Annotated in this window: 21 protein-coding genes and 1 tRNA gene; 10 read left to right on the top strand and 12 right to left on the bottom strand. The window is 67.0% G+C overall.

Translation table 11 applies throughout. The annotated features are described in order from the left end of the window. Position 1 precedes the first annotated feature (1 nt). From sucD to BUQ68_RS09785, 3 genes are all read left to right on the top strand, one after another. Positions 2 to 904: a succinate--CoA ligase subunit alpha gene (sucD, locus tag BUQ68_RS09795; RefSeq protein WP_075215769.1), complete on the top strand. Its 903-nt coding sequence runs from the start codon at positions 2 to 4 to the stop codon at positions 902 to 904. Between the two features lie 173 nt (positions 905 to 1,077). After that, on the top strand, positions 1,078 to 2,049 hold the full coding sequence (locus BUQ68_RS09790) for a 2-hydroxyacid dehydrogenase (protein WP_075215768.1): 972 nt from the start codon (positions 1,078 to 1,080) through the stop codon (positions 2,047 to 2,049). Positions 2,050 to 2,306: 257 nt separating this feature from the next. After that, the gene (locus BUQ68_RS09785; RefSeq protein ID WP_075215767.1) at positions 2,307 to 2,732 is read left to right on the top strand and encodes a hypothetical protein; all 426 of its coding nucleotides are present in this window, start codon (positions 2,307 to 2,309) and stop codon (positions 2,730 to 2,732) included. Between the two features lie 21 nt (positions 2,733 to 2,753). Here the strand turns inward: BUQ68_RS09785 and BUQ68_RS09780 are convergent, their stop codons facing one another. After that, on the bottom strand, positions 2,754 to 3,752 hold the full coding sequence (locus BUQ68_RS09780; protein WP_075215766.1) for a transporter: 999 nt from the start codon (positions 3,750 to 3,752) through the stop codon (positions 2,754 to 2,756). A gap of 390 nt (positions 3,753 to 4,142) precedes the next feature. Between BUQ68_RS09780 and BUQ68_RS09775 the strand changes: the two genes are divergently transcribed. The 3 genes from BUQ68_RS09775 to BUQ68_RS09765 all read left to right on the top strand — a co-directional run bounded on the left by BUQ68_RS09775 (position 4,143) and on the right by BUQ68_RS09765 (position 7,164). Then, positions 4,143 to 5,864 carry a GMC oxidoreductase gene (locus tag BUQ68_RS09775; protein ID WP_139315194.1) on the top strand — a complete coding sequence of 574 codons (1,722 nt, stop codon included), beginning with the start codon at positions 4,143 to 4,145 and terminating at the stop codon, positions 5,862 to 5,864. Positions 5,865 to 6,175: 311 nt separating this feature from the next. Continuing rightward, the gene (locus BUQ68_RS09770) at positions 6,176 to 6,412 is read left to right on the top strand and encodes a hypothetical protein (RefSeq protein WP_139315193.1); all 237 of its coding nucleotides are present in this window, start codon (positions 6,176 to 6,178) and stop codon (positions 6,410 to 6,412) included. A 227-nt stretch (positions 6,413 to 6,639) separates the two neighbouring features. After that, a complete protein-coding gene (locus BUQ68_RS09765) occupies positions 6,640 to 7,164 on the top strand; it encodes a GtrA family protein (RefSeq protein ID WP_083656443.1) in 525 nt (174 codons plus the stop codon). 458 nt (positions 7,165 to 7,622) lie between these two features. Here the strand turns inward: BUQ68_RS09765 and BUQ68_RS09760 are convergent, their stop codons facing one another. After that, on the bottom strand, positions 7,623 to 8,657 hold the full coding sequence (locus BUQ68_RS09760) for a porin (RefSeq protein WP_075215762.1): 1,035 nt from the start codon (positions 8,655 to 8,657) through the stop codon (positions 7,623 to 7,625). A gap of 508 nt (positions 8,658 to 9,165) precedes the next feature. Between BUQ68_RS09760 and BUQ68_RS09755 the strand changes: the two genes are divergently transcribed. Both BUQ68_RS09755 and BUQ68_RS09750 read left to right on the top strand, forming a co-directional pair. Next, entirely contained in the window at positions 9,166 to 10,482 is a 1,317-nt protein-coding gene (locus tag BUQ68_RS09755) for a cation:proton antiporter (RefSeq protein ID WP_075215761.1), read from the top strand. A gap of 123 nt (positions 10,483 to 10,605) precedes the next feature. Next, entirely contained in the window at positions 10,606 to 10,902 is a 297-nt protein-coding gene (locus BUQ68_RS09750; RefSeq protein WP_075215760.1) for a hypothetical protein, read from the top strand. A 38-nt stretch (positions 10,903 to 10,940) separates the two neighbouring features. Here the strand turns inward: BUQ68_RS09750 and BUQ68_RS23275 are convergent, their stop codons facing one another. From BUQ68_RS23275 to BUQ68_RS09735, 5 genes are all read right to left on the bottom strand, one after another. Next, positions 10,941 to 11,156, bottom strand: a complete 216-nt coding sequence (locus BUQ68_RS23275; RefSeq protein WP_139315192.1) for a hypothetical protein — start codon at positions 11,154 to 11,156, stop codon at positions 10,941 to 10,943. A gap of 162 nt (positions 11,157 to 11,318) precedes the next feature. Beyond that, on the bottom strand, positions 11,319 to 11,405 hold the full coding sequence (locus tag BUQ68_RS24615) for a small membrane protein YohP (RefSeq protein ID WP_139315197.1): 87 nt from the start codon (positions 11,403 to 11,405) through the stop codon (positions 11,319 to 11,321). Positions 11,406 to 11,507: 102 nt separating this feature from the next. After that, positions 11,508 to 12,302, bottom strand: a complete 795-nt coding sequence (locus BUQ68_RS09745; RefSeq protein ID WP_075215759.1) for a PRC-barrel domain-containing protein — start codon at positions 12,300 to 12,302, stop codon at positions 11,508 to 11,510. Positions 12,303 to 12,735: 433 nt separating this feature from the next. After that, positions 12,736 to 12,829 (bottom strand) — tRNA-Ser (locus tag BUQ68_RS09740). Between the two features lie 69 nt (positions 12,830 to 12,898). Beyond that, the gene (locus tag BUQ68_RS09735) at positions 12,899 to 14,764 is read right to left on the bottom strand and encodes a sensor histidine kinase (RefSeq protein ID WP_075215758.1); all 1,866 of its coding nucleotides are present in this window, start codon (positions 14,762 to 14,764) and stop codon (positions 12,899 to 12,901) included. 215 nt (positions 14,765 to 14,979) lie between these two features. Here BUQ68_RS09735 and BUQ68_RS24535 point away from each other — a divergent pair, with 215 nt between their 5' ends. Next, entirely contained in the window at positions 14,980 to 15,309 is a 330-nt protein-coding gene (locus BUQ68_RS24535) for a hypothetical protein (protein WP_139315191.1), read from the top strand. 291 nt (positions 15,310 to 15,600) lie between these two features. Here BUQ68_RS24535 and sugE read toward each other — a convergent pair whose 3' ends face one another. From sugE to BUQ68_RS09715, 3 genes are all read right to left on the bottom strand, one after another. After that, positions 15,601 to 15,921, bottom strand: coding sequence for a quaternary ammonium compound efflux SMR transporter SugE (gene sugE / locus BUQ68_RS09725; RefSeq protein WP_075215756.1), 321 nt, complete (start codon positions 15,919 to 15,921; stop codon positions 15,601 to 15,603). Positions 15,922 to 16,077: 156 nt separating this feature from the next. Continuing rightward, positions 16,078 to 16,761, bottom strand: a complete 684-nt coding sequence (locus BUQ68_RS09720; RefSeq protein ID WP_075215755.1) for an orotate phosphoribosyltransferase — start codon at positions 16,759 to 16,761, stop codon at positions 16,078 to 16,080. 207 nt (positions 16,762 to 16,968) lie between these two features. After that, positions 16,969 to 17,220: an SEL1-like repeat protein gene (locus BUQ68_RS09715; protein WP_245293208.1), complete on the bottom strand. Its 252-nt coding sequence runs from the start codon at positions 17,218 to 17,220 to the stop codon at positions 16,969 to 16,971. 437 nt (positions 17,221 to 17,657) lie between these two features. Between BUQ68_RS09715 and BUQ68_RS09710 the strand changes: the two genes are divergently transcribed. Beyond that, positions 17,658 to 18,065: a DUF2147 domain-containing protein gene (locus tag BUQ68_RS09710; RefSeq protein ID WP_075215753.1), complete on the top strand. Its 408-nt coding sequence runs from the start codon at positions 17,658 to 17,660 to the stop codon at positions 18,063 to 18,065. 84 nt (positions 18,066 to 18,149) lie between these two features. Here the strand turns inward: BUQ68_RS09710 and BUQ68_RS09705 are convergent, their stop codons facing one another. Both BUQ68_RS09705 and BUQ68_RS09700 read right to left on the bottom strand, forming a co-directional pair. Further along, positions 18,150 to 18,854, bottom strand: a complete 705-nt coding sequence (locus tag BUQ68_RS09705; protein WP_075215752.1) for a glutathione S-transferase N-terminal domain-containing protein — start codon at positions 18,852 to 18,854, stop codon at positions 18,150 to 18,152. Positions 18,855 to 18,932: 78 nt separating this feature from the next. Then, a complete protein-coding gene (locus BUQ68_RS09700; protein ID WP_075215751.1) occupies positions 18,933 to 20,513 on the bottom strand; it encodes an ArnT family glycosyltransferase in 1,581 nt (526 codons plus the stop codon). Between the last annotated feature and the right edge of the window lie 2 nt (positions 20,514 to 20,515).

Below are 20,515 nucleotides of genomic sequence, written 5' to 3'. Positions count from 1 at the left end.
CATGTCCGTTCTCGTCAACAAGAACTCCAAGATCATCGTACAGGGCATCACGGGCAAGATCGGCTCGTTCCATGCCGAGGACATGATCCGCTACGGCTCCCCGGTGGTCGGCGGCGTGACCCCCGGCAAGGGCGGCACCGAGATCCACGGCAAGCCGGTGTTCAACACCGTCAAGGAAGCCGTTGAGAAAACCGGCGCCGACGTTTCCATCGTGTTCGTGCCGCCTCCGTTCGCGGCTGACTCGATCATGGAAGCGGCCGACGCGGGCATCAAGGTCGCGGTCTGCATCACCGACGGCATCCCGACCCAGGACATGATGCGCGTGAAGCGCTACATGAAGCGCTACAAGGCCGACAAGCGCATGCGCCTGCTCGGTCCCAACTGCGCGGGCATCATCACCCCGGGCGAGGCGCTGGTCGGCATCATGCCGGGCCACATCTACCTGCCGGGCCGCATCGGCATCGTCGGCCGCTCCGGCACCCTCGGCTACGAGGCCGCCTCGCAGTTGAAGGACCTCGGCATTGGCGTCTCCACCTCCGTCGGCATCGGCGGCGACCCGATCAACGGCTGCTCGCACCGCGACATCCTGGAGCTGTTCGAGAACGATCCGGACACCGACGCGGTGATCATGATCGGCGAGATCGGCGGCCCGCAGGAAGCCGAAGCCGGCGCCTTCGCCCGCGACCACATGACCAAGCCGGTTTGCGCCTACATCGCCGGCCTCTCCGCCCCGAAGGGCCGCAAGATGGGCCACGCCGGCGCCATCGTGTCGGCTTTCGGCGAGAGCGCGGCCGAGAAGGTCGAGATCCTGAAGGGCTGCGGCGTCACCATCGTGCCGACCCCGGCCGAGTTCGGCTCCACCGTCCAGAAGATGCTCGCCAGCATGAAGGTCGCAGCCGAGTGACATGAACGGGCGGCGGGTTCGCCCGCCGCCCTCCCCTGCTTTTCCGCTGGCCTTCAGGGCCCGCCAACGAACAAATGCGTGGGTGGTTCGCTGCCGCGGACCATGAAGACGTTGGAGATCCGCGAGCGCGCGAACGACGTGCCGCACTCCCCACCAACCCGAGGAACGCCCCCGTGTCGAAGAAGAAGGTCCTGATCACCCGCCGCTGGCCCGATGTCGTCGAAGCCAAGCTGAAGGCGCTCTACGACGTCACCCTCAACGAGACCGACATGCCCATGACCGGCGCCGCCATGCGCCAGGCGCTCATGGACTACGACGCGGTCTGCCCGACCGTCTCCGACAAGGTGGACGCGGCGGTTTTGGAGGTGACGGAGCCGCGGGCGAAGATCCTGGCGAGCTACGGGGTCGGCTACAGCCACATCGACACGGACGCCGCCAAGAAGGCCGGCATCATGGTCTCCAACACGCCGGAGGTGCTGTCCGAATGCACCGCCGACCTCGCCATCACCTTGATGCTGATGGCCGCCCGCCGCGCCGGGGAAGGCGAGCGCGAGGTGCGCGCCCACAAGTGGACCGGCTGGCGGCCGACCCACATGATCGGCACCAAGGTCTCTGGCGGCGTTTTCGGCGTGCTCGGCTTCGGCCGTATCGGCCGCGAGGCGGCCAAGCGCGCCCACTTCGGCTTCGGCATGAAGATCATCTACTTCGACCCCTTCCCGGTGAAGCCGGAACTTGCGGCCGAACTCGGCGCGGAAAAGCGCGACACCATCGAGGACGTGCTGCGCGAGGCCGATGTGGTGTCGCTCCACATGCCGGGCGGCAAGGACAACTACCACCTGATCAACGACGCCCGCCTCGCCCTCATGAAGCCGACCGCCATCCTGGTGAACACGGCGCGCGGCGAAGTGGTGGACGCCAAGGCGCTCGTCCGCGCGCTGAAGGCCGGCACGATCGTCGGCGCCGGCCTCGACGTGTTCGAGGGCGAGCCGAACATCGACGAGGATCTCTACAGCGTGGAGAACGCCGTGCTGCTCCCGCACCTCGGCAGCGCCACCGCCTCGACCCGCGAGGCCATGGGCTGGCGCGTTCTCAACAATCTGGAAGCCTTTTTCGACGGCCGCACGCCGCCCGACCGGGTGGCGTGAGGTCATCGACTAGCCGGGTCGCCTCAGTCGGGGGACGGGGGCGACCCGGCCGGTTCTCGGTCCGTGTCATGGGGGACGCGGGCCTGACTTGAGGGCTCTTTCGCGCAAGCGGGAGAGCCCTTTTTTCTGCGTCCGCCCCGCCAAAGCCGCATCGGATCCGGCAATCTGGGGATCCAACCGGCCGCTCCGGCGCTTCCCTGCCAGGCGACCGGATACGGGCGAGCGGACGAGGAGCGACGATGGGGCGGAGATTGTCTTTGGCGAAGGTGACGTCGGACGCGAAATACCGGGCGATGAAAGCCGCTCTGGCGCTCATGTTGGCGGGCGGCCTCTCGGCGTGCGCAAGCGTCGACTACGTCGTGACGACGTATGGCAGCATTCCGGCCGACAGCTTCGCCCTCCCGGACGGCGCACGCTACCGCGTGTTCGACCGTCCGGACATCGGCAAGATCATGACCACCCCGTCCATCCGCGCCACCGTGACCACGGGCGTCGTCTCGCAGGCGACGCTCGGACTGGTGGACGACACGCCGAACGTGGTTCACCACAGGATCGTCGCCGAGGCCTACCTCGCCAGCCGGGGCCGCACCTGCAGCCTCGTCGGTGCGTCCCGGGAGGTTCTCACCACCCAGTTCGAGCACGACTACACTTGCGTCGTCCCCGGCAGCGTCCGGCAACCCTGACGGCCGCGACGCCACGGGCCCTCAGAAGATCCCGTTGCGGCGGAGCAGCCACCAGGCGCCGAGAATGCTCGCGGCACAGAGCGAGAAGGCATACCAGGTGCCGCCGACCGTGGCGGTGAAGGCCATGTCGGACGTGTTCATGCCGAAGAAGCCCACTACGAGGGTGGGCGGCAGCAGGAGCGCCGTCATTACGCTGAGGACGTAGAGGTGGCGGTTCGTCTCCGAGGAGATCTTGCTGTCGATCTCCTCGTGCAAGAGGCGCGCCCTGTCCTGCAGCGCCTGCAGGTCCGAATAGACGCCCGCGAGACGGTCGACCAGACGGTCGGCCACGTCCTCCATGCCGGCGGGCACATCGCGGCGGTCCTCCGCCTCCAGGCGGCGCAGAAGCTGGATGGTGCCGCGCACCTGCCGATGCAGACGCACGATCGTCCGCCGCACTGGGCCGAGCCGGCGCCGCTCGTCGCGCGGGGCATCGTCATAGACATGGTCCTCGATGACATCGAGTTCGTCGGTCATTTCGACCACGAGGCGGCTGACGGTCCGCTGGAACTCGGTCACGATGGATTCGAACACCATGACCGGCCGGGTGTGCGGCCGGCCCTGCTCCACAAGGCTGCGAACGGCTTCCGTGCACCGCAAGGGATGCAGCCGGGCCGTGATGATCAGCCGGTCCGTGAAGGCGAAGCGGAACCAGCCGACGTCCCGCGTCTCCACGTCGAAATCGCGCTCCAGATCCGGCAGGACGCCGTGGACCACACCGGCGGTCACGGTGATCGAGACATGGTTGTCGCGCTCGATCAGGGTCTGGCGGGCGGCATCGGGCAGATCCGGCAGGCCCTCCAGAAAGCCCGGGATGCGCGCGTCGCTGAGCGCAAGGTGAAGCCAGAGCGGCCCGCCGTCGCGAAGGGCCTCGGCCCGTTCGGCGTCGGCCGGAAGCGCGCGGCCTTGTCCGCGCTCCGGATCGAACCGGTAACCCCAGACGAGGCCAGGAATTTCCTTCAGGGGTGATGTGGAGGACACGGAGGCCGGCGACCCTCGGCAAGCATGGACCCGAGAGACACCGCCGCAGCAAGGTCTCCCGAGCGACCATAGCCGAAAAATCCTGACGCTTCGCAACCGGCGCGGCCGGGCCCGGCACCGAACGGCGGGAACGCGGCCCTGGTGCTGCACGTCGGGAACAGTATCGCGGCCCACCGGTTGGAAGCAGGCGTCGAGCCCTCCGCGATTGCTCCCACCGCGGCCGCGGCTCCGTCCCTCAGCGAACGGCCCCTACCGTTCGCCGGGCGCGGCGGTCGCCGTCCTCCCTGGCGGCCGCCGCGCCCGCCGGGGTCGGTAGTTGCTCTTTGGCTGCCGTCTCGGTTTCTCTCAATGTGACGATTCGCCGGCCGGCATTCAAATCGATTTTGCACTGTGATTTCACGCCGCACACGTGGCGAGACGCACAATCCATGCTGTAGATTGATTATCACTGGCCGTGCCTCACCGATGGGACGGCGACAGCCGGTTGTGGGCGCGGGTCGTCCCGCCAGCCCCTGTACCGGATGGAACACGGCAGCGATGATTGAGGACGCACGGTCGGTCGGATCCGGCGAACTGATTGCCACCGACATCTGTGTTGTCGGGGCCGGGATCGCCGGAATTGCCCTCGCTCTCCAGCTTGCCGCCGCCGGGCGAACCGTCGTGCTGCTGGAAGGCGGCGGCGCCCGCCGCAGCGCCTTTTCCGATTCCCTCTATCGCTGCAAGGTGGAAGGGGTCATCGACGACTACGGGTTCTCGCGCTCGCGCTACCTCGGCGGCAGTTCCAACTGCTGGACCGGTTGGTGCCAGCCGATCAGCCGGGCCGACATGGCCGTGCGGGACTGGGTTCCGAACAGCGGCTGGCCGATCGCCTACGAGGAGATCGTCCGTTATGCCCGTGGGGCAGCCAACCTCCTGGAGGTGGCGCCGGACATGACGCTGGAGAGTTGTCTGGAGAACGCGCCGCCGGGAACGGCGCCCTTGCCGCTCGCACCGGAAATCTTCCGCCCCACGCTCAGCCTGATCAGCCCGCCTACCCGGTTCGGCCTCATCTATCGCGATGCGCTTCGTCGCGCGGAGACCCTGCGCCTTCTTCTGCATGCGACCGCCACCGAACTGGTGCCGGCTTCAGGCCCGCTCGCCGACCCGCGGCGCATCGATCACGCAGTCGTCCGCACGCCGTCCGGGTCGGTGTTCCGCATCCAGGCTCGCCAGTTCGTGCTCGCGGCGGGTGGCATCGAGAACCCGCGGCTGCTGCTCGCCTCCAAGGGTCACGGACCCGCTGGGCTCGGCAATGCGCACGACCTGGTGGGGCGCTACTTCATGGACCACGCGCGGGTCCGCTCCGGAACGCTCGTGCTGGAGGATCCCGATCGGTTCAGCCGCCTCTACGACGGGTCCTACTTCCGGGCGCACGCCGAGTTCGGCCTGTCGGTCACGCTTGCGGAGGCGTACGCGGCGCGCCAGAAGCTGCTGCCGAGCCAGATCGGCCTGCGCGCCGTGTTTCGCGGCGAGGACACCGTTCGGGCAGTCCGGATCCGCGATGCCTTCCGGCTCGGGCCGGCAAACGCGAAAGCGCGGGCGGCCATTGCCGCCGATCCGTTCCGTACCGCCGGCTCCGTCTTTCCGAACGCCCTCGCTTACGGCTTCCGGAAGGCAAGCCTGCGCAGGCTTATCCGGCATTTCGTCATGGAGAGCGTCGTGGAGCCGGAGCCCGACCCTGAAAACCGGGTGACCCTCGACGACGAGCATGACGACTTCGGCATGCCGCGCGCGAAAGTCCGCTGGTCGGTGGGCGTGCTGGAACGGCGAAGCCTCAACCACGCCTTCGTGCTCCTGAAGGACGAGGTCGAGCGGCGCGGCCTCGGTCGCGCGACGCTGGACCTTCCGGAGGACCACGTGATCCTCTCGACCTCCCACCACATGGGCTCCACCCGGATGGATCCGGACCCTACGCGCGGCGTCGTCGACACCGATGGCGCGGTCCATGGAATTCCCAATCTCTTCGTGACCGGAAGCTCGGTGTTCCCGACCGGGCTTGTCGGGCCGCCGACGATGACCATTTGCATGCTGGCGTTGCGCCTCGCGGACCGGCTCGCGACCACCCGTGCCTGACAAACCGGGGCGGACGTCCTGCGGCCGCCAGGTGGGATTTTCAGTTTACGGCATGTGTTCATGTTAACGTTTGAGTGAGGAATGAGACGAAGGTCGGAACGCAGCCGACGTTTCACGCTTTTATAGTAGTGTTCGGCCTAGGGTGAGGCATGCCTCGCCCCGGGTCGGCAAGTGAAACAGCCGGATCGAGCGGCATACGGTGAGTTGGTGGCAGCCATAAACTGCAGGTCTCGTCAAAAGACCACCGCTTTTGCTGCGACGCACACGGGGAGCGTTGGGCTCGGTTCGGAGCGCGTACCGCGAGGACAACGATGACGAGCTTGTTTCTGATCATCCCCGTCGTATTCATGGTGCTCGTCGTGGTGGGCGGCCTTCTCAAGGGGCGCGCCGGACAGGCCCATCGGTCCGAAGACCAGACCGTGGAGCGCTTGATCGCCCGCCAGGAGCGGATCGCCCACGCCGGCCGCCGCACCCTGCATCGTCGGCGCCATGGCCGAATCGGCCACCGCCGGTTGATGACCCTCCGCTATCCGGAGCATGCGGCCTGACGCGCCGGTGGCCGCTCATCGGCGAACAGCGAATGACGTTTGTCGCGGAAAACAGGGAAGCTGACGACAGGATGCTCGGCGTTGTACACCGATCTGGTGCCGAGCACCAAGACGAGGTCCGCATGACCACCTAGAGTGGCGCTCGACCCCTCGAAAAACGCCATTGAACCCTTGTTAAACACCATCGCATAGCGTCTTCTGAACGAGTTTGCGCAGAAGGCGTCCTGATGTCGGAACCGGTAGAGGCCCGCCCGCCATTGTCCCCGCGCACGGTCTTCGTGCGCTACGTGGCGTTCGCGGTCACGGCCGGGGCGTGCAATCTTGTCATGCAGGAGGTCTGGATCCGGCTCGTCGGCGCCTCGCCGGTGATGCTCTCGGTGCTTTTCGGCACCGCGGTGGGCTTCGCCGTCAAGTACCTGCTTGACCGCAACTGGATCTTCATGGACGGCTACGCCGGACAGACCGAAGAGGTCCGCAAGGTCGCGGTCTACGGGCTGGTGAGCGTGTTCACCACCCTGCTTTTCTGGGCGGTGGAACTGGCCTTCCTGTTCGCCTCGGGGTCGGCCGCCGCCAAGTATCTCGGCGCCGTCATCGGTCTGGCGATCGGCAACGTGGTCAAGTACCGGCTGGACAAGCAATATGTCTTCGACCAGCCGCTGCCGCTCGGCGACCCGGTTGCCACATCGGCCGGCCGGCACGGGTCGGACACGCGCCGAACCGTCTCCGAGCCGTCCAGACGCGCAGCAGCCTGACGCCGCCGCACGCAGCCCGCCGACGCTTTGGCCGCGAGCCGGCATGTGGACGCGGCGTTCTGCGGAACGAACCCCGTCTGCCGAAGGTTGACCCTCCATCACATCCGGGACGGTCGGCATCACGCCGCCAAACCATCCCGGATCACCGGAGGACAACCCATGTTCGGACGCATCATCAAAACCCTGGTTCTCGGCTGGCTCTACAAGCGGGTCCGCGGCAGTGGCCGGCGCGGCTGATACCCGGCTGGTGAAGGTCGGACTCGTTCGACCTTCACGACCATTCGGCCTGACCGGCCGGCGCCCGTTCGGGCTTGCCGGCGCTCGTTAGATCCCGACAGGTCGGGACTTTACGAGCCCGGCATGAGGCGACGGCGGATCTCGCCAGATTATCGTCAGACGCGAAAAAGGCCCGGCGGGGTGACCGGGCCTTTTCCGTCGGAGACTTTGGATGCTTGGTTTTACCAGGTACGCGACAGCTGCAGCACGCCCTGGAGGTCGTCGTCGTCGTCGACATCCGAGTAGGCGATTTCGCCGGTCAGGACGAGGCCCGACGTGACGGTGTAGTCGACGCCGATGTTGGCGTAGATGTCGTCGTCGCTCTCGTCCTGCATGTCGTAGCGAAGGCCGGCGTAAAGCGCGACGCCGTTGCCGACCGTATAGGCCAGCGCGCCGGACAAGAGGAAGGTCTCGTCGCCATCGGCCGCGAAGCCGCGCCGGAAGGTGCCCGGATCATCCGAGAAGTAGGCCGCGGTCAGGCGGGCCTTCAGGTTCTCCACGAGGGTGAGGTCGGCGGTCGCCTTGACCGAGAAGCGGTCGTCGCTGCCCGCGACGCGCTCTTCCTCGGGGATGTACTGCAGCGACAGGTCGAACGAACCCCAGGGCTGCTTGGCGATGCCGATGGCCGCCTGCAGTTCCGGCAGGTAGTCGTCATAGAACTCGTCGCGGAGATCGCGGTCGGCCGCCGACAGGATCGACGCGCCGGCATAGAAGCCGCCGCCGATGCCGTCCACCAGCACGGTCAGCTGGACCGCTTCGTCGTGCTGCGGCACCACGAAGTCGTTCACGCCGTAAAGGACGTCGGCGTTGTAGAGGTCGCCGGCCAGACCGGCGGTCAGGTAGCCGAGCTGGATGAAGGCGCCTTCGACCTGGATGCCGTCGGAGCTGTTGGTCGCCAGACGGAAGAACGACCGGAGCTGGCCGTATTCGGTCATCGTGCGGGCGTCGAAGTCGACGCGGGCATCAGCCCGGAACTGCACGGTGAAGTCGTTGTCCACGCCGCTCTCATAGGCGGTCATGCGGAAGCGGACGCGGCCGGAGATGTCGAGGCAAGTTTCGGTACCGGGGATGTAGAAGAAGCCCGTGCCGAACGTGTCGCACACCTTGACGTAATCGACTGCCGCCGGAACGGCTTCGCCCGGCAGGTCGGCGGCCTGAGCGCCGGTGACGGCCACCAGTCCCGCTACAGTGCCGAGCAGTACGCTCTTGATGCCCATTTCCATATCTCCAGTATATCTTGTTAAGTACTGTCAAGTTTCATCGCTCCATGACTTCAGCGAAATCATAGATGCAATAGCAACGCGACAGTTCCTGAGAGATACCGCCCCACCGAAGACCTGTAGGTCACCAGCCCCCGCCGATGCGACATCGAAGCGCCTGCAAACGCTTCCGAACGCGACCCTGACCTATGCGATTGTTATGATCAACTGGCCGTGATTGGTTCCGGCAGACTCACATATAGATCGCCGTATATGTGTTGCCGGTCTGCAACGAACGCGGCCGCGCTTCGGCATTTGACATGGTTCTGTCATGTGATTTGCTCATAGGACCCGGCGCGCAAGCAGCCGTCGGACGGCCAGTGGGCCGCCGCCGCCTCGTGCCCGGCCGCATGGCTGACGGTCGAGGCCGCCTGGGATCGAAGAGCGGCCGCCAGGATCGGTCGCGGGCGACGTGCCGGAATGACGTGCATTCGGAACGGACGCGGGTCGGCCACGTTGGCGGCCCATGGATCCCTACATCGCCGTTCTCACTGCCTTCGGCCTGATCGTTCTCCTCACAGCCTGGCTGCCCATGGTGCTGCGCGACCTGCCGTTGTCGCTGCCCATCTTCTGCGTCGGTCTCGGCGCTGCGGTGTTCGCCATTCCCGGCCTGCCCGGCATCGCCCCCAATCCGCTCGACCATCCGATGCTGACCGAACGGTTGACCGAACTGGTCGTCATCGTCGCGCTGATGGGGGCCGGCCTGAAGCTCGACCGTCCGCTCAGTTGGGCATCGTCACGGCTGACTTGGCGGCTGTTGATCCTGGCGATGCCGCTCACCATTCTGGCCATCACGGGTCTCGGCGTCGGCATCCTCGGGCTCGGCCTGCCGGCCGCCCTTCTGCTCGGCGCCGCGCTGGCCCCCACCGATCCGGTGCTGGCGAGCGACGTGCAGGTGGGCGGGCCGGGCAAGGGGCAGGAGGACGAGGTGCGCTACACGTTGACGGCGGAGGCCGGTCTCAACGACGGGCTGGCCTTTCCGTTCGTCCACCTCGCCATCGTGCTTGCCGCCGTGACCGAGGGAGCGGTGCTCCACTGGTTCGGCTTCTACGTGGTCTGGAAACTTGCCGCCGGATTCGTCACCGGGTGGATCGTCGGACGGGCGCTCGGCTGGCTCACCTTCCGGCTGTCGAAGCACACCCGGTTGGCGCGCACCCAAGACGGCTTTGTCGCCCTTGGCATCACGGCCGTGACCTATGGGGTGACCGAAATGGTCCAGGGCTACGGCTTCCTGGCGGTCTTCGTCGCCTCGGTCGTCTTCCGGTCGGTGGAGCGCAACCACACCTACCACGACCGGCTGCACGACTTCATCGAGCAGCTCGAACGGCTGCTCATGATGGCGCTTCTGGTGCTCTTCGGCGGCGCCTTGTCGGGCGGCGGCCTGCTAGCTGCCGCCGACGCTTCCGTGTGGATCTTCGCCGTCCTCGTGCTCCTCGTCATCCGCCCGGTGATCGGCTGGCTGAGCCTGCTTGGCCGATCCGAACCGGCAGCCGAGAAGGCCATCATCAGCATCTTCGGGATCCGCGGCCTCGGCACGGCCTATTATCTGGCCTACGCCATGAACCACGACGGCCCGGCCTCCAGCGACACCCTCTGGGCCGCAGCGGCTCTGATCGTGCTGCTCTCCATCGTTTTCCACGGCATCACCGTGACGCCCGTCATGGGGTGGCTGGACAGGCGGCAGGGCGCCCGCGGCGGCGGTTCGTTCGCCGCCTCGGCGGCGGCGATGTCGCAGTCGGCGGAGAATGCCGGAACGGGCGGCGCACCGGAGCGGCCATCCTGACCAGCCTCGCTCCCGCAGGGCCCGCGGTCCATCGGGACCGGCTCGCAAAACACCGCGCGCGCCAGGACGACAAAGGTCTGCTAATCTGGGCTCGGCCAATCGCCTGTTGGAGGAGCGCAGTCCATGCGTCCGTCCCTTGTCGGCTTCGCCGTCCTGATCGCCCTGACCGGCTCGGCCGCCGCCGACTGCACGTGCCGGCTTGCGGGCGCTTCCCTGCCGCACGGAACCGTGGCCTGCATCCGGCTCGATGGCCACGCGTCGCTCTACCGGTGCGATAAGGCGCTCAACGTTTCATCCTGGCGGAAGGTGTCGGACGGTTGCCCCGTTTCCACCGGCCCCCTGTCGCCCGCCCGCCCCACCGACGGGCCGGTCGCCCTGGCGTTTCGCCTCGCCGAAACCGGTCATCCGGCACGACACTGACCGCCGGCGCCGCCACTGCTCCCCTTGAACTCCGCGCATCACCGCGGGACCCTGCTTTCCAGGACGACGCGGATCCCATGGCGCACCAGGATGGGTTTGCCCGGCATGCGGCGCACCGCCTCGTCGAAGGCGGCCTTGGCCAGGTAGAAGTTGGCCGCCACGGCCAACTGCTCCAGCGGCCGTGTCTCGTCGTCCGTCCAGAGCTCGACGGTGAATCGGTTATCGGGTTTCGAGGTGGGATAATGTCTGATCATCCCGGCACGGTGGCACGGGAACAAATTGCGAACAAGCGTCAGGATCTGTCAGCAAGTGGTTGGATCAAAACCAGAATGCCAAGTGGTGACTCGCCAAAGCCGATGTCCGCATCGGCCGTCAGGCGTCAGTCCTTCTCGGAGCCGATGCCCCCCGGCAACGCATCAGAAGATGAGCGCCAGCAGGCCGACGATGACCAGAAGGCCGACGATGAAGATGATGCCGATCGTGCCGCCGATGAACTTGAGCATGGGGTTCTCCCTGGTCGCTCGAAACTGCGGAAGCCCCGGCCCTGAGGGCCGGAGCAAAGCGTGTTGGAAGCCGGCAAGAAGCGGCCTGCTTCCCGTGTGGGATCACTGGGCCCGGGTCGCCGCGTCCACGCCCTCGAACGCCGGGGCGTCCTCGAGCTGCTGGCGCGTCACGTTGAGCACGATCCGCTCCGGCAGGTTGTCGGCTCCGACGTCGACCGCCATGCCGGTCTCCGCCATGGTGCCGTAGCCGGCGTTACCGGCCGTGCCCGGATCGGCAACGCCCGGCGTGGTGCCGACGGCCCCCGTCGGCGGCGCCTGCGTTCCGGCGAGCGGCTCGGCCGCTCCCGTGTTGGCCGTCCCGGTGCCTGTCGTCGGCGTCTGCGCCATGTCGCCGGTCGTGGCGGGCGTGTCGACGCCCGTCGCCATGTCATTGCCGGTGACGGCGGACACTTCCTGCTGGGTCATGCCGGGGCGGAGCTGAAGCGCATCCATGCTGACCGCGACGTCCTTCTCACCGATGCCCAGGAATCCCCCGACGCCGACGAGGACAGCCGCGATGTCGCCCTGCTGGTTCACGAGCACGTCCTTGACGTCGCCAATACTCTCGCCGTCGGCGCCGTAGACCTGCTTGCCCTCAAGGTCGGAAACGCGCCACGCACCCGTTTCGGGAACCGTCACGAACGGCCCTTCGGACTGCATGGCGCCCGTCTCGGCCGTCGTCGACGGCATCATTTCGGTGCTGGCAGCCGGATCGTTGGTCATCGCTCCAGTGCCGCCCATGGTGTCGGGGGACTGAACGGTAGGCTGGGTCGTGTCCACGCTGGGCGCGGTCTGCGCCATGGCGGACATGGGAAGGAGCGCGGATGCCAGAAGCATGGGATAGAATGTCTTGCGCATCGGGTTATCCTTTGTCTTGAGCCGGATCCGACGTCGATCCGCCGAACGCGAACCGTCATCGTTCAATGCAACACCTTGTCAACGGACGTACGCCGGGATCCGTTCCCATTTCCAAGCGCAAAATCCAGAGAAGATGCTGCAGAAGATCAAGCCACCGAAGGATCTATACTGCCGGGCGAGACAACGAAAACGTTGCGCAAATCGGCCGTTTGCGGCGATCGCCGTGCCGCATGAGCACGCCTAAGGCAGGACGAAGCAGACGAGCCGCCCGGGCTGATCAATGGATAGCCGAGATGAGCACGTGCCCCCCGCCTCATCAACACCGCCACCGCCATCGCGAGTAGACGCGCCGGGACCGGTCAGCCGACCTGAAGAAAGGCGGCGAAGGTGATGAAAAGCGATAGAGGAACGCGAAATGCTCACACGAGGCGAGTGGCGGAGTCGGAGGGATTCGAACCCTCGATACGGGTTTACGCCCGTATAACGGTTTAGCAAACCGCCGCCTTCAGCCTCTCGGCCACGACTCCAGCGAGCGGAATGCCTAGAGGAAGCCGGGGAACCGGTCAACCCCTCTCAAGGGGCCGTGCACCGGCGGGTTAGCGCATCGGGGCCTGGATGCTGCAGACGACACCCTCGGGGTGGAAATCCAGAGTGACGTCGGCGTCGAGTTCGAACGCGAGGCCGCGTTCGATCAGTCGGGTTCCGAAGCCGCGGCGGGTGGGCGCTTGCACCGGCGGGCCGCCGCGTTCCGTCCATTGAAGATCGAGAACGCGCTCGCCGTTGCGTCGGTTGATCGCCCATTCGATCGAAACACGCCCCTCGGGCTGGGAGAGGGCGCCATACTTGGCGGCGTTGGTGCAGAGTTCCTGCAAGGCCATGGAGATGGCAAGGGCGGCCGGGGGAGGCAGCCGCACCGGCTCGCCGGCGATGTCGAAACGGCCTCCGCTGGCCTGGAAGGGCTCCACGGCTCGCTCCACCAGCCGCTCGAGCCAGGCGCCGTCCCAACGCTCCGCCGTGATCACGTCGTGGGCGCGCCCGAGCGCATGGAGGCGCGACAGAAACCGCTCGCGCACGGCGACCGGATCGCTGGTGTCGCGAAGGGTCTGCAAGGCGATCGACTGCACGGTCGCCAGGCTGTTCTTCACGCGGTGGTTCAGCTCGGCGATGAGCAGCTGGAGATGCTCGGCCGCCTCCTTGGATTCGGTGAAATCCACGTTGCAGCCGGTGTAGCCCAGGAAGGCCCCATTGTCGTCGAACCGCGCCCGGCCCTCGCAGTGCAGCCAGCGAATCCGGCCCGCCGCATCGCGGACGCGGACATCGGCCTGGAACGGCCCCCGCTGGGCGAAGGCGGTCACGAAGGCGCTGTAGAAGCCGTCCACGTCCTCCGGCAGCAGCATGCGCCGCCAGCCGTCCCCGAGGGCTTCCTCCGGCTTCAGGCCGAAGCTTTCGTACCAGCGGTTGGCGAACACCACCTGGCCGTCCGCGTCGGACATCCACATCAGGGCCGGCACGCTGTCGGCCGCAGTCCGGAAGCGGGCTTCGCTCTCCCGCAAGGCGTCGAGAGCCCGCTGCCGTTCGGTGATGTCCACCACCACGCCCGGGAAGCGCTGGGGTGCGCCGGACGCCGGCGGCATGCACCGCCCCCGCGCCAGCACCCAGCGGACGGTTCCGTCCTCCTGGGTGACCCGGTACTCGGCGCTGTACTCGCCGCCGGTCTGGACGACACGGCTGATCTCCTGGGCGACACGCATCCGATCGTCCGGATGAATGGCGGACACGAAGACATCAATGGGCGCGCCCGTCGTCGCGTCGTCGGGCGGCACGTTGAACATCGCCGCGAAGCGGGGGCTGGCGACCACCTCGTCAGCGGTGACGTTCCAGTCCCACACGCCGATCGCCCCGGACGCCTCCATGGCGAGTTGCATGCGTTCCTCGCTCGATCGGCGCGCCGCCTCCGCCTTGATGCGGCGGGTGTTTTCCACCGCGGCACAGAAGACACCACCGATGCCGCCGGGCACCGTCCGATCGAGGATCGGGCTGTAGGAGAAGGTGAAGTAGGCCTGTTCCAGGCCACCGTCCCAGCGTTCCAGCTCGAACGGCTGGTCCTCCAGGTAGATGTGGGTCTGCTGGCCGGAGAGGATGTCGCGGTGCATGGCGCCGACGTTTCCGCGCACCCACACTTCCGGCCACACCACGTGAAACGGCTTGCCGAACGCATCCGGATGCTTGCGCCCCAGGATAGGCCGGTAAGCATCGTTATAGAGAAAGACGAGTTCCTCGCCCCACCGCACGGACATGGGGAAGCCGGACGACATGATCATCGAAACCGCCGACTCCAGCGCCGGGCTCCAGCGCGCGCGCGGACCGAGCGGTGTGTCGTCGAACACGGTGCGTTCGAAAAGGTCGCGCACCGGCTCCTCGCCCTTCGCGATCCGGTCGTCCCGATAGCCCGGCAGATGCACGTCCGCTCGCGTCCTTATGCTGGCGCCGCACGGAAAAGGTAAGCTGCGCGACGACAAATGTTATATGCATTCGTCTGATAAATGGCCAGCGGCGCGCCTTGGCACGGTACCGGCCAGGGAAATGCCACCGCCCCCTTGAGGAGGCGGTGGCTGTGCTTCAATCGGTCTGGCGAGCCACGTGTTACTGAGCCGGCGGGGTCGTCGTCGCGGGCGGCGTGGTGGTGTCGGCCGGCGGAGTGGTGACCGCGGGCGGCGTTGTCGTGTCTGCGGGCGGCGTCGTGGTTGCCGGCGGCGCCGTGGTATCCACCGGCGGCGTGGTGGTGTCGGCCGGCGGGGCGGTGGTGTCGGTCGCTCCGCTGTCGAGTGCCGGCGTGGATTCCGGCTCCGATCCACTGAACCCGAAGATGAAGACGATCGCGAGGATCACGGCGATCACGAGCGCGACGATGATCGTCGTGTTGCGCGATCGCGGCCGGGCAGTGCCGCGGGGATCCCTCGGGCCGGTATCCATGGTCATGGGCGCTCCTCCAGAAGTTATGTCTTGAAAGCCGCCCGCAGGATCCGGTGAAGGAATGAGGGACGACCGCGGACTTGGACTGCGGGAGCCAGCACAGAAAGAACCTCGGCGCGAATGCGCCGAGGCCAAGTCTAACCACCGCGTCATGTTCAGATCCGCGTCAGCCGCCGGAGCGGCGATGCGACATCCGAGACAGAGGGAAAACGCCGCACGGGTTCGATCGTTCACCAGAACGCGGGTTTTTTTCGCGGATATCCGCTGATTGGTGTGCTGCAGCGCAAAAGACGACGGGTGCGGATGCGCGGGATGCCGTGCCGGATCAGTGCGGCGAGAGGATCTTCAATCCGGCAATCCCGGCTACGATCAAGAGGATGCAGAGCGCCCGCAACACGTCCGCCGGCTCGCCGAAGATCGCCATGCCGACGAGGGCGGTTCCGACCGTGCCGATGCCGGTCCAGACCGCGTAGGCGGTGCCGAGGGGCAATTCCCTCATGGCGATGGCAAGAAGCACGACGCTCGCCACCATGGTGCCGGCCGTGAGGACCGACGGCACCAGGCGGGTGAAGCCTTCGGTGTACTTCAGGCCGACGGCCCAACCGATCTCCAGCAGACCAGCGATGACGAGGATGAACCAGGACATGGGGAATAGCCCTCTTCCGTGGGTGGAGGGCCGTCCCTTCCAAATGCCGGATGGCGGGGTCGTCCCCGCGCACCCTAGATGGGGCGTGACACGGGGGGTTCAAGCAGGCCCCTGGCTCGGCCGCGACGGCATCCTGGATGGAGGCGCCCTCTCCGATCAGCCGGCCGGCGCCATTTCGGACCGGCCGCCATGGGCGGCGGACCAGTCGGCGGGCGCGTGCAGGAAGGCCTCCACGGCATCGATGGTGGACGCCGGGAACGCGCCGGAGCGCTTGGCCTCCTCCAGGATATCCCACCAGGTGGCGAGGGCGTGGAGGCGCACACCGTGCTCGGCGAGCACGGCGGTGCTTTCCTTGAAGATGCCGTAGTGGAAAATCACGAAGGTGTCGGACACCTGGCAGCCGGCCGCCCGCAGCGCATCCGCGAAGGTCAGCTTGGAACGGCCGTCGGTGGCCAGATCCTCAACCAGCAGAACCCGCGCGCCTTCGCGCACGTCGCCCTCGATCTGCGCGTTGCGGCCGAAGCCCTTGGCCTTCTTGCGCACATAGAGCATCGGCAGTTCGAGGCGGTCCGACAGCCAGGCGGCGAACGGGATGCCGGCGGTCTCGCCACCGGCGATCGCATCCAGCGATTCCGCGCCGATCTCCGACAGGATGACCTCGGCGCCGAAGCCCATCAGGCGCTTGCGAAGACGGGGAAAGGAAATGAGCTTGCGGCAGTCCACGTAGACGGGGCTCGCCCAGCCGGACGTGAAGATGTAGGGCGTCTCGGCGTTGAACTGGATGGCCTTCACTTCGAGCATCATGCGGGCGGTCTGCGCCGCCATGAAGGACCGGTCCATCGGGACACCTCGTTGCCTGGTGGGATCGAGACAGGCGCGGGGCTCCCGCGCGTCGTGACGGCCCCCTTAGCATCTGCACCGTCCCCTGCCAAGGGCGGCGCTGGCGCGGCGTACGCCCGGTACAAGCGGGAACGGCGGCACCGCTGGAGCGGGCCGCCGTTCAGGGGACGATGGTGGGGAAAGCGCGGAGCCGCGCGAAGCGCGCCGTCAGAGGCGCGCCAGCCATTCGCGCGCCTCCCGCTGGGCGGCGGCGACGTCGGCGGCGGACATTTCCGCGGCGAGTTCGCGCCGATAGCGGGCGGCTTCCGTGCTGCCGCGGTGGGCGGCGAGGTTGAACCACTTGTGGGCGGCCACGAGATCCAGCGGCACCGTCCGACCGGTCGCGTACATCACGCCCAACTGGAAGAGGATGTCGCCGTTGGCGTTCTGCCCTTCCGCGATCATATCGGCCGAAGCCATGTCCAAACGAGCCATTCTGCGCCCTTGCTCCTGTTCGACTTCTTGAACAACAAGTCTTCGTCGTTCTCGTCGAAGACAACGCAATGCTGCCCGGATGGCTTGAAAAGGATGTTAAACAGCGAACTTAATGAGACAAGAAAAAACCTATAATTGCTGGTTACTTTCACCCTTGGATAACCACAAAATCGGCGGATTTCCGGGATAGTTCACATCTGATACTCAGAAAATCAGCCCGCATCCGCTTACCATTGCTTTACCACGCCGAAGAGAACGACCGCCCGCCCGCCAGCCTCGCTGCCGCTACGTCAGGCCTTGCGGGTACCGGGCGGTCGGCCGCCACGGCAACGGCGCCAACTCGCGATCTTGCAATCACCTTCCGTTTACGTAATGTGGAGCTCAGCCGCGTCCCATCAGAGCGTGGAGAGGGAGGATCGAGCATGCTGAAGGGTGTTGTCGCAACGGTTCTGCTGGGGATGACCGCGAGCGCCGCATGGGCGGCGGACCCGACAGGGGTCTGGACACGCCCGAGCGGGGCCTCGCGCATGGAGATCAAGACCTGCGGGAATGGTCTTTGCGGCGACCTCGTTTGGCTGAAGACGCCGGCCAACGACACCAAGAACCCCGATCCGGCCAAGCGGTCGCAGTCGCTCATCGGCCGGCGGATCGTGCACGACCTGCGCCCGACGAAGACGGCCGGTGAATGGAAGGGCGAGGTCTACAACGCCGAGGACGGAAGGACCTACACCGGCTACGCCACGCTGATCGGCGCCAACCAGTTGAAGCTGCAGGGCTGCGTGCTGGGCGGCCTGATCTGCAAGGGCGAGACCTGGACCCGGGTCGACTGACGCGTCAACCTTTGCGGCGGGACGCCCCGGGCCTGTCTCGGGACGTCGCTCAAAGTCCAGCGCGTGAGGGCAAGCGGCTGGCGGTCAGCGGGCGCGCTGACCGAACAGCACCTTCTGCGCTTCCTTGTCGTCGGCGAGGTTCATCTCCTCGGGCGCCTTGATGGCGAGGCCGCGCTCCACGGCGGGACGCGCCATGACCTTGTCGAGCCAGGCCTTGAAGGCCGGGAACTCGGCCCCGTCGATACCCTGGCGCTCGTAGAGCTTGGCCCAGCCGACGATGGCCATGTCGGCGATCGAGTAGTCGCCCGCCACGTAGTCGTGGGACTGAAGCTGCTTGTCGAGAACGCCGTAGAGCCGGTGCGACTCGTTGCGGTAGCGGTCGATGGCGTAGGGGATCTTCTCCGGCGCATAGATCGAGAAGTGGTGGTTCTGGCCGAGCATCGGGCCGAAGCCGCCCATCTGCCACATCAGCCACTGGTCCACCTCGACGCGCTTGCGCTCGTCGGTCGGATAGAACTGGCCGAACTTGCGGCCGAGATACTGCAGGATGGCGCCGGACTCGAATACGGCGATCGGCTTGCCGTCCGGACCCTCCGGGTCGACGATGGCCGGCATCTTGTTGTTCGGCGAGATGACCAGGAAGTCCGGCTTGAACTGGTCGCCCTTGCCGATGTTCACGAAGTGGACGTTGTACGGCACGCCCAGTTCCTCAAGCAGGATGGTGATCTTCCATCCGTTCGGGGTCGGCCAGTAGTAGACATCGATGGGAGCGGTCTGGGTGACGGTCATCGGCTGGTCTCCGGGGTTTCGGGCCTGATGGAGCACAGATGTAGACCCTTGCTTCGCGCCTGCGAAGTGGGATTGCCGTCACCGATCGGTGATCGCCAGGACCTTGTCGCCGAACACCTCCCGGCAGAGGGGCGCATCGGTCCCAACGTCGACCAGGTGGAACACCCCGGTGCGATCCGGACCGAGGAGCGTCGGGTGCCAGGGCACCCGGATCGTCTCGACCGTGGCGCCCGGCGGCATCCGCTCCGCAATGGCGGCAGGCGGGCGGATCTCGCCAGGGGGACGGTCCGCGGTCTCGAACCGGCCCTTGAAGAAGAGCAGGCATCGCCCGTCCGGCGGATAGCTCATCGACTGGCGAAGCCGGTGGGTGACAAGGCCGGCCGCCTGCGCGGTCGGCAGCGCCGTCATGAGGTTGCCCGCCTCGTAGCGGTCGCGCGTGACGAAGAAGGCGTCGGCGAGACCGTCCGCCCGCAGCGCCTCGGCGAGCCGGTCGTAGGGGTCGAGGCGCTTGTTCTCGCGGGCTTCCGGATAGCCGCCGGTGAAGGCCGCGGCGGTCCGCAGCACGAGCGCGACCACCAGCACGATGGCACCGACCGTTGCGAACGCGCCGACCAGCCGGCGCGGCGCGATCCGGCGGGCCACCGTCACGTGGAAGGCAAGGACGATGGGCAGCGCGAGGGGGAAGATGTAGCGCTCGCTCGTGCTGGCGATGCCGAAGACGACGACGGCGACAAGCCCGGCCGGAATGCCCGTGACGATCAGGCTCCGCAGCAGCCGGGCCGCCAGCGCCTCCCGCGTGGAAGGGGACGGCGCCTCGACGCCGCGTCCGGTCCACCAGGCATAGGCGGCGACGAGGCCCCAGGGCAGGAGGAAGAGACCGAACGATGCCGCATACCGGACGGCACCGACGACGGCGCGGGTGAGGTGGTCCGGCTCGTCGCCGGCAAGCTGCCCGGCGGTCATGCGGGCGATGTCGCCGCCGAGCGCGCCGACCGCGATGGCGACCGGCGCCGCGATCGCCGTGGCGACGAGAACCGAGACCAGCAGCCGCGCATCGACAAGCCGGGGCCTCAGCTTTGCATCGGCGAGAAAGGCGATCAGGGTCGCGCCGATCAGCATGGCGAAGTTGAACTTCGCCAGCAGTCCGAACCCCATGGCAAGGCCGATCCCGACGGCCGACTCGAGCGTCGGCCGCTCCAGATGGCGCACGACGACCGCGAGAAAGGCGAGGATTGCCACCACGAGGGTGATGGTGTGCGTCATCCCCTCGTGCATGTACCAGGCGAACCAGTAGAAGCCGTGCAGCCCGTAGGAGGCGGCCGCCGCGTCCAGGCGCCGTCCCGTCCAGTGGCGCACGAGGCCGTACATGAGGACGCCGATGGCGCCCATCAGGCCGTAGCGCAGCACGAGATGGGAGAAGGCCCCCTCCCCCACCACGCGCTGGACGGCCCAGAGCATCCACTCCCACGACGGCGGGTTGTTCACCTGGTAGGCGGGCGCCAGCGCCCGCTGCATGGTGTCGAGCGAGTTGGCGTCCACATGGGCGATGGTCGGGTAGAGGCCACCGAGCAGGACCGTGTAGACGACCCCGTGCAGGAGCCAGAAGAGCACCACGGCGACGGGGGTCGCCAGCCGGTCGACGAGCGGTCTCGACTCCATGG

It is taken from the genome of Mongoliimonas terrestris (assembly GCF_001927285.1).
GTDB classification, from domain to species: Bacteria; Pseudomonadota; Alphaproteobacteria; order Rhizobiales; family Pleomorphomonadaceae; genus Chthonobacter; species Chthonobacter terrestris.
The sequence above is the reverse complement of the archived record's forward strand: the minus strand, read 5'-3'. Positions and strand labels throughout refer to the sequence as shown.

What these genes read in the sequence shown, in the direction of transcription:
- sucD (WP_075215769.1), top strand. Translation starts at nt 2, where the DNA reads ATGTCCGTTCTCGTCAACAAGAACTCCAAGATCATCGTACAGGGCATC.
- BUQ68_RS09770 (WP_139315193.1), top strand. Translation starts at nt 6,176, where the DNA reads ATGACGAGCTTGTTTCTGATCATCCCCGTCGTATTCATGGTGCTCGTC.
- BUQ68_RS09765 (WP_083656443.1), top strand. Translation starts at nt 6,640, where the DNA reads ATGTCGGAACCGGTAGAGGCCCGCCCGCCATTGTCCCCGCGCACGGTC.
- BUQ68_RS09760 (WP_075215762.1), bottom strand. Translation starts at nt 8,657, where the DNA reads ATGGGCATCAAGAGCGTACTGCTCGGCACTGTAGCGGGACTGGTGGCC.
- BUQ68_RS09755 (WP_075215761.1), top strand. Translation starts at nt 9,166, where the DNA reads ATGGATCCCTACATCGCCGTTCTCACTGCCTTCGGCCTGATCGTTCTC.
- BUQ68_RS09750 (WP_075215760.1), top strand. Translation starts at nt 10,606, where the DNA reads ATGCGTCCGTCCCTTGTCGGCTTCGCCGTCCTGATCGCCCTGACCGGC.
- BUQ68_RS23275 (WP_139315192.1), bottom strand. Translation starts at nt 11,156, where the DNA reads ATGATCAGACATTATCCCACCTCGAAACCCGATAACCGATTCACCGTC.
- BUQ68_RS24615 (WP_139315197.1), bottom strand. Translation starts at nt 11,405, where the DNA reads ATGCTCAAGTTCATCGGCGGCACGATCGGCATCATCTTCATCGTCGGC.
- BUQ68_RS09745 (WP_075215759.1), bottom strand. Translation starts at nt 12,302, where the DNA reads ATGCGCAAGACATTCTATCCCATGCTTCTGGCATCCGCGCTCCTTCCC.
- sugE (WP_075215756.1), bottom strand. Translation starts at nt 15,921, where the DNA reads ATGTCCTGGTTCATCCTCGTCATCGCTGGTCTGCTGGAGATCGGTTGG.
- BUQ68_RS09720 (WP_075215755.1), bottom strand. Translation starts at nt 16,761, where the DNA reads ATGGACCGGTCCTTCATGGCGGCGCAGACCGCCCGCATGATGCTCGAA.
- BUQ68_RS09715 (WP_245293208.1), bottom strand. Translation starts at nt 17,220, where the DNA reads ATGGCTTCGGCCGATATGATCGCGGAAGGGCAGAACGCCAACGGCGAC.
- BUQ68_RS09710 (WP_075215753.1), top strand. Translation starts at nt 17,658, where the DNA reads ATGCTGAAGGGTGTTGTCGCAACGGTTCTGCTGGGGATGACCGCGAGC.
- BUQ68_RS09705 (WP_075215752.1), bottom strand. Translation starts at nt 18,854, where the DNA reads ATGACCGTCACCCAGACCGCTCCCATCGATGTCTACTACTGGCCGACC.
- BUQ68_RS09700 (WP_075215751.1), bottom strand. Translation starts at nt 20,513, where the DNA reads ATGGAGTCGAGACCGCTCGTCGACCGGCTGGCGACCCCCGTCGCCGTG.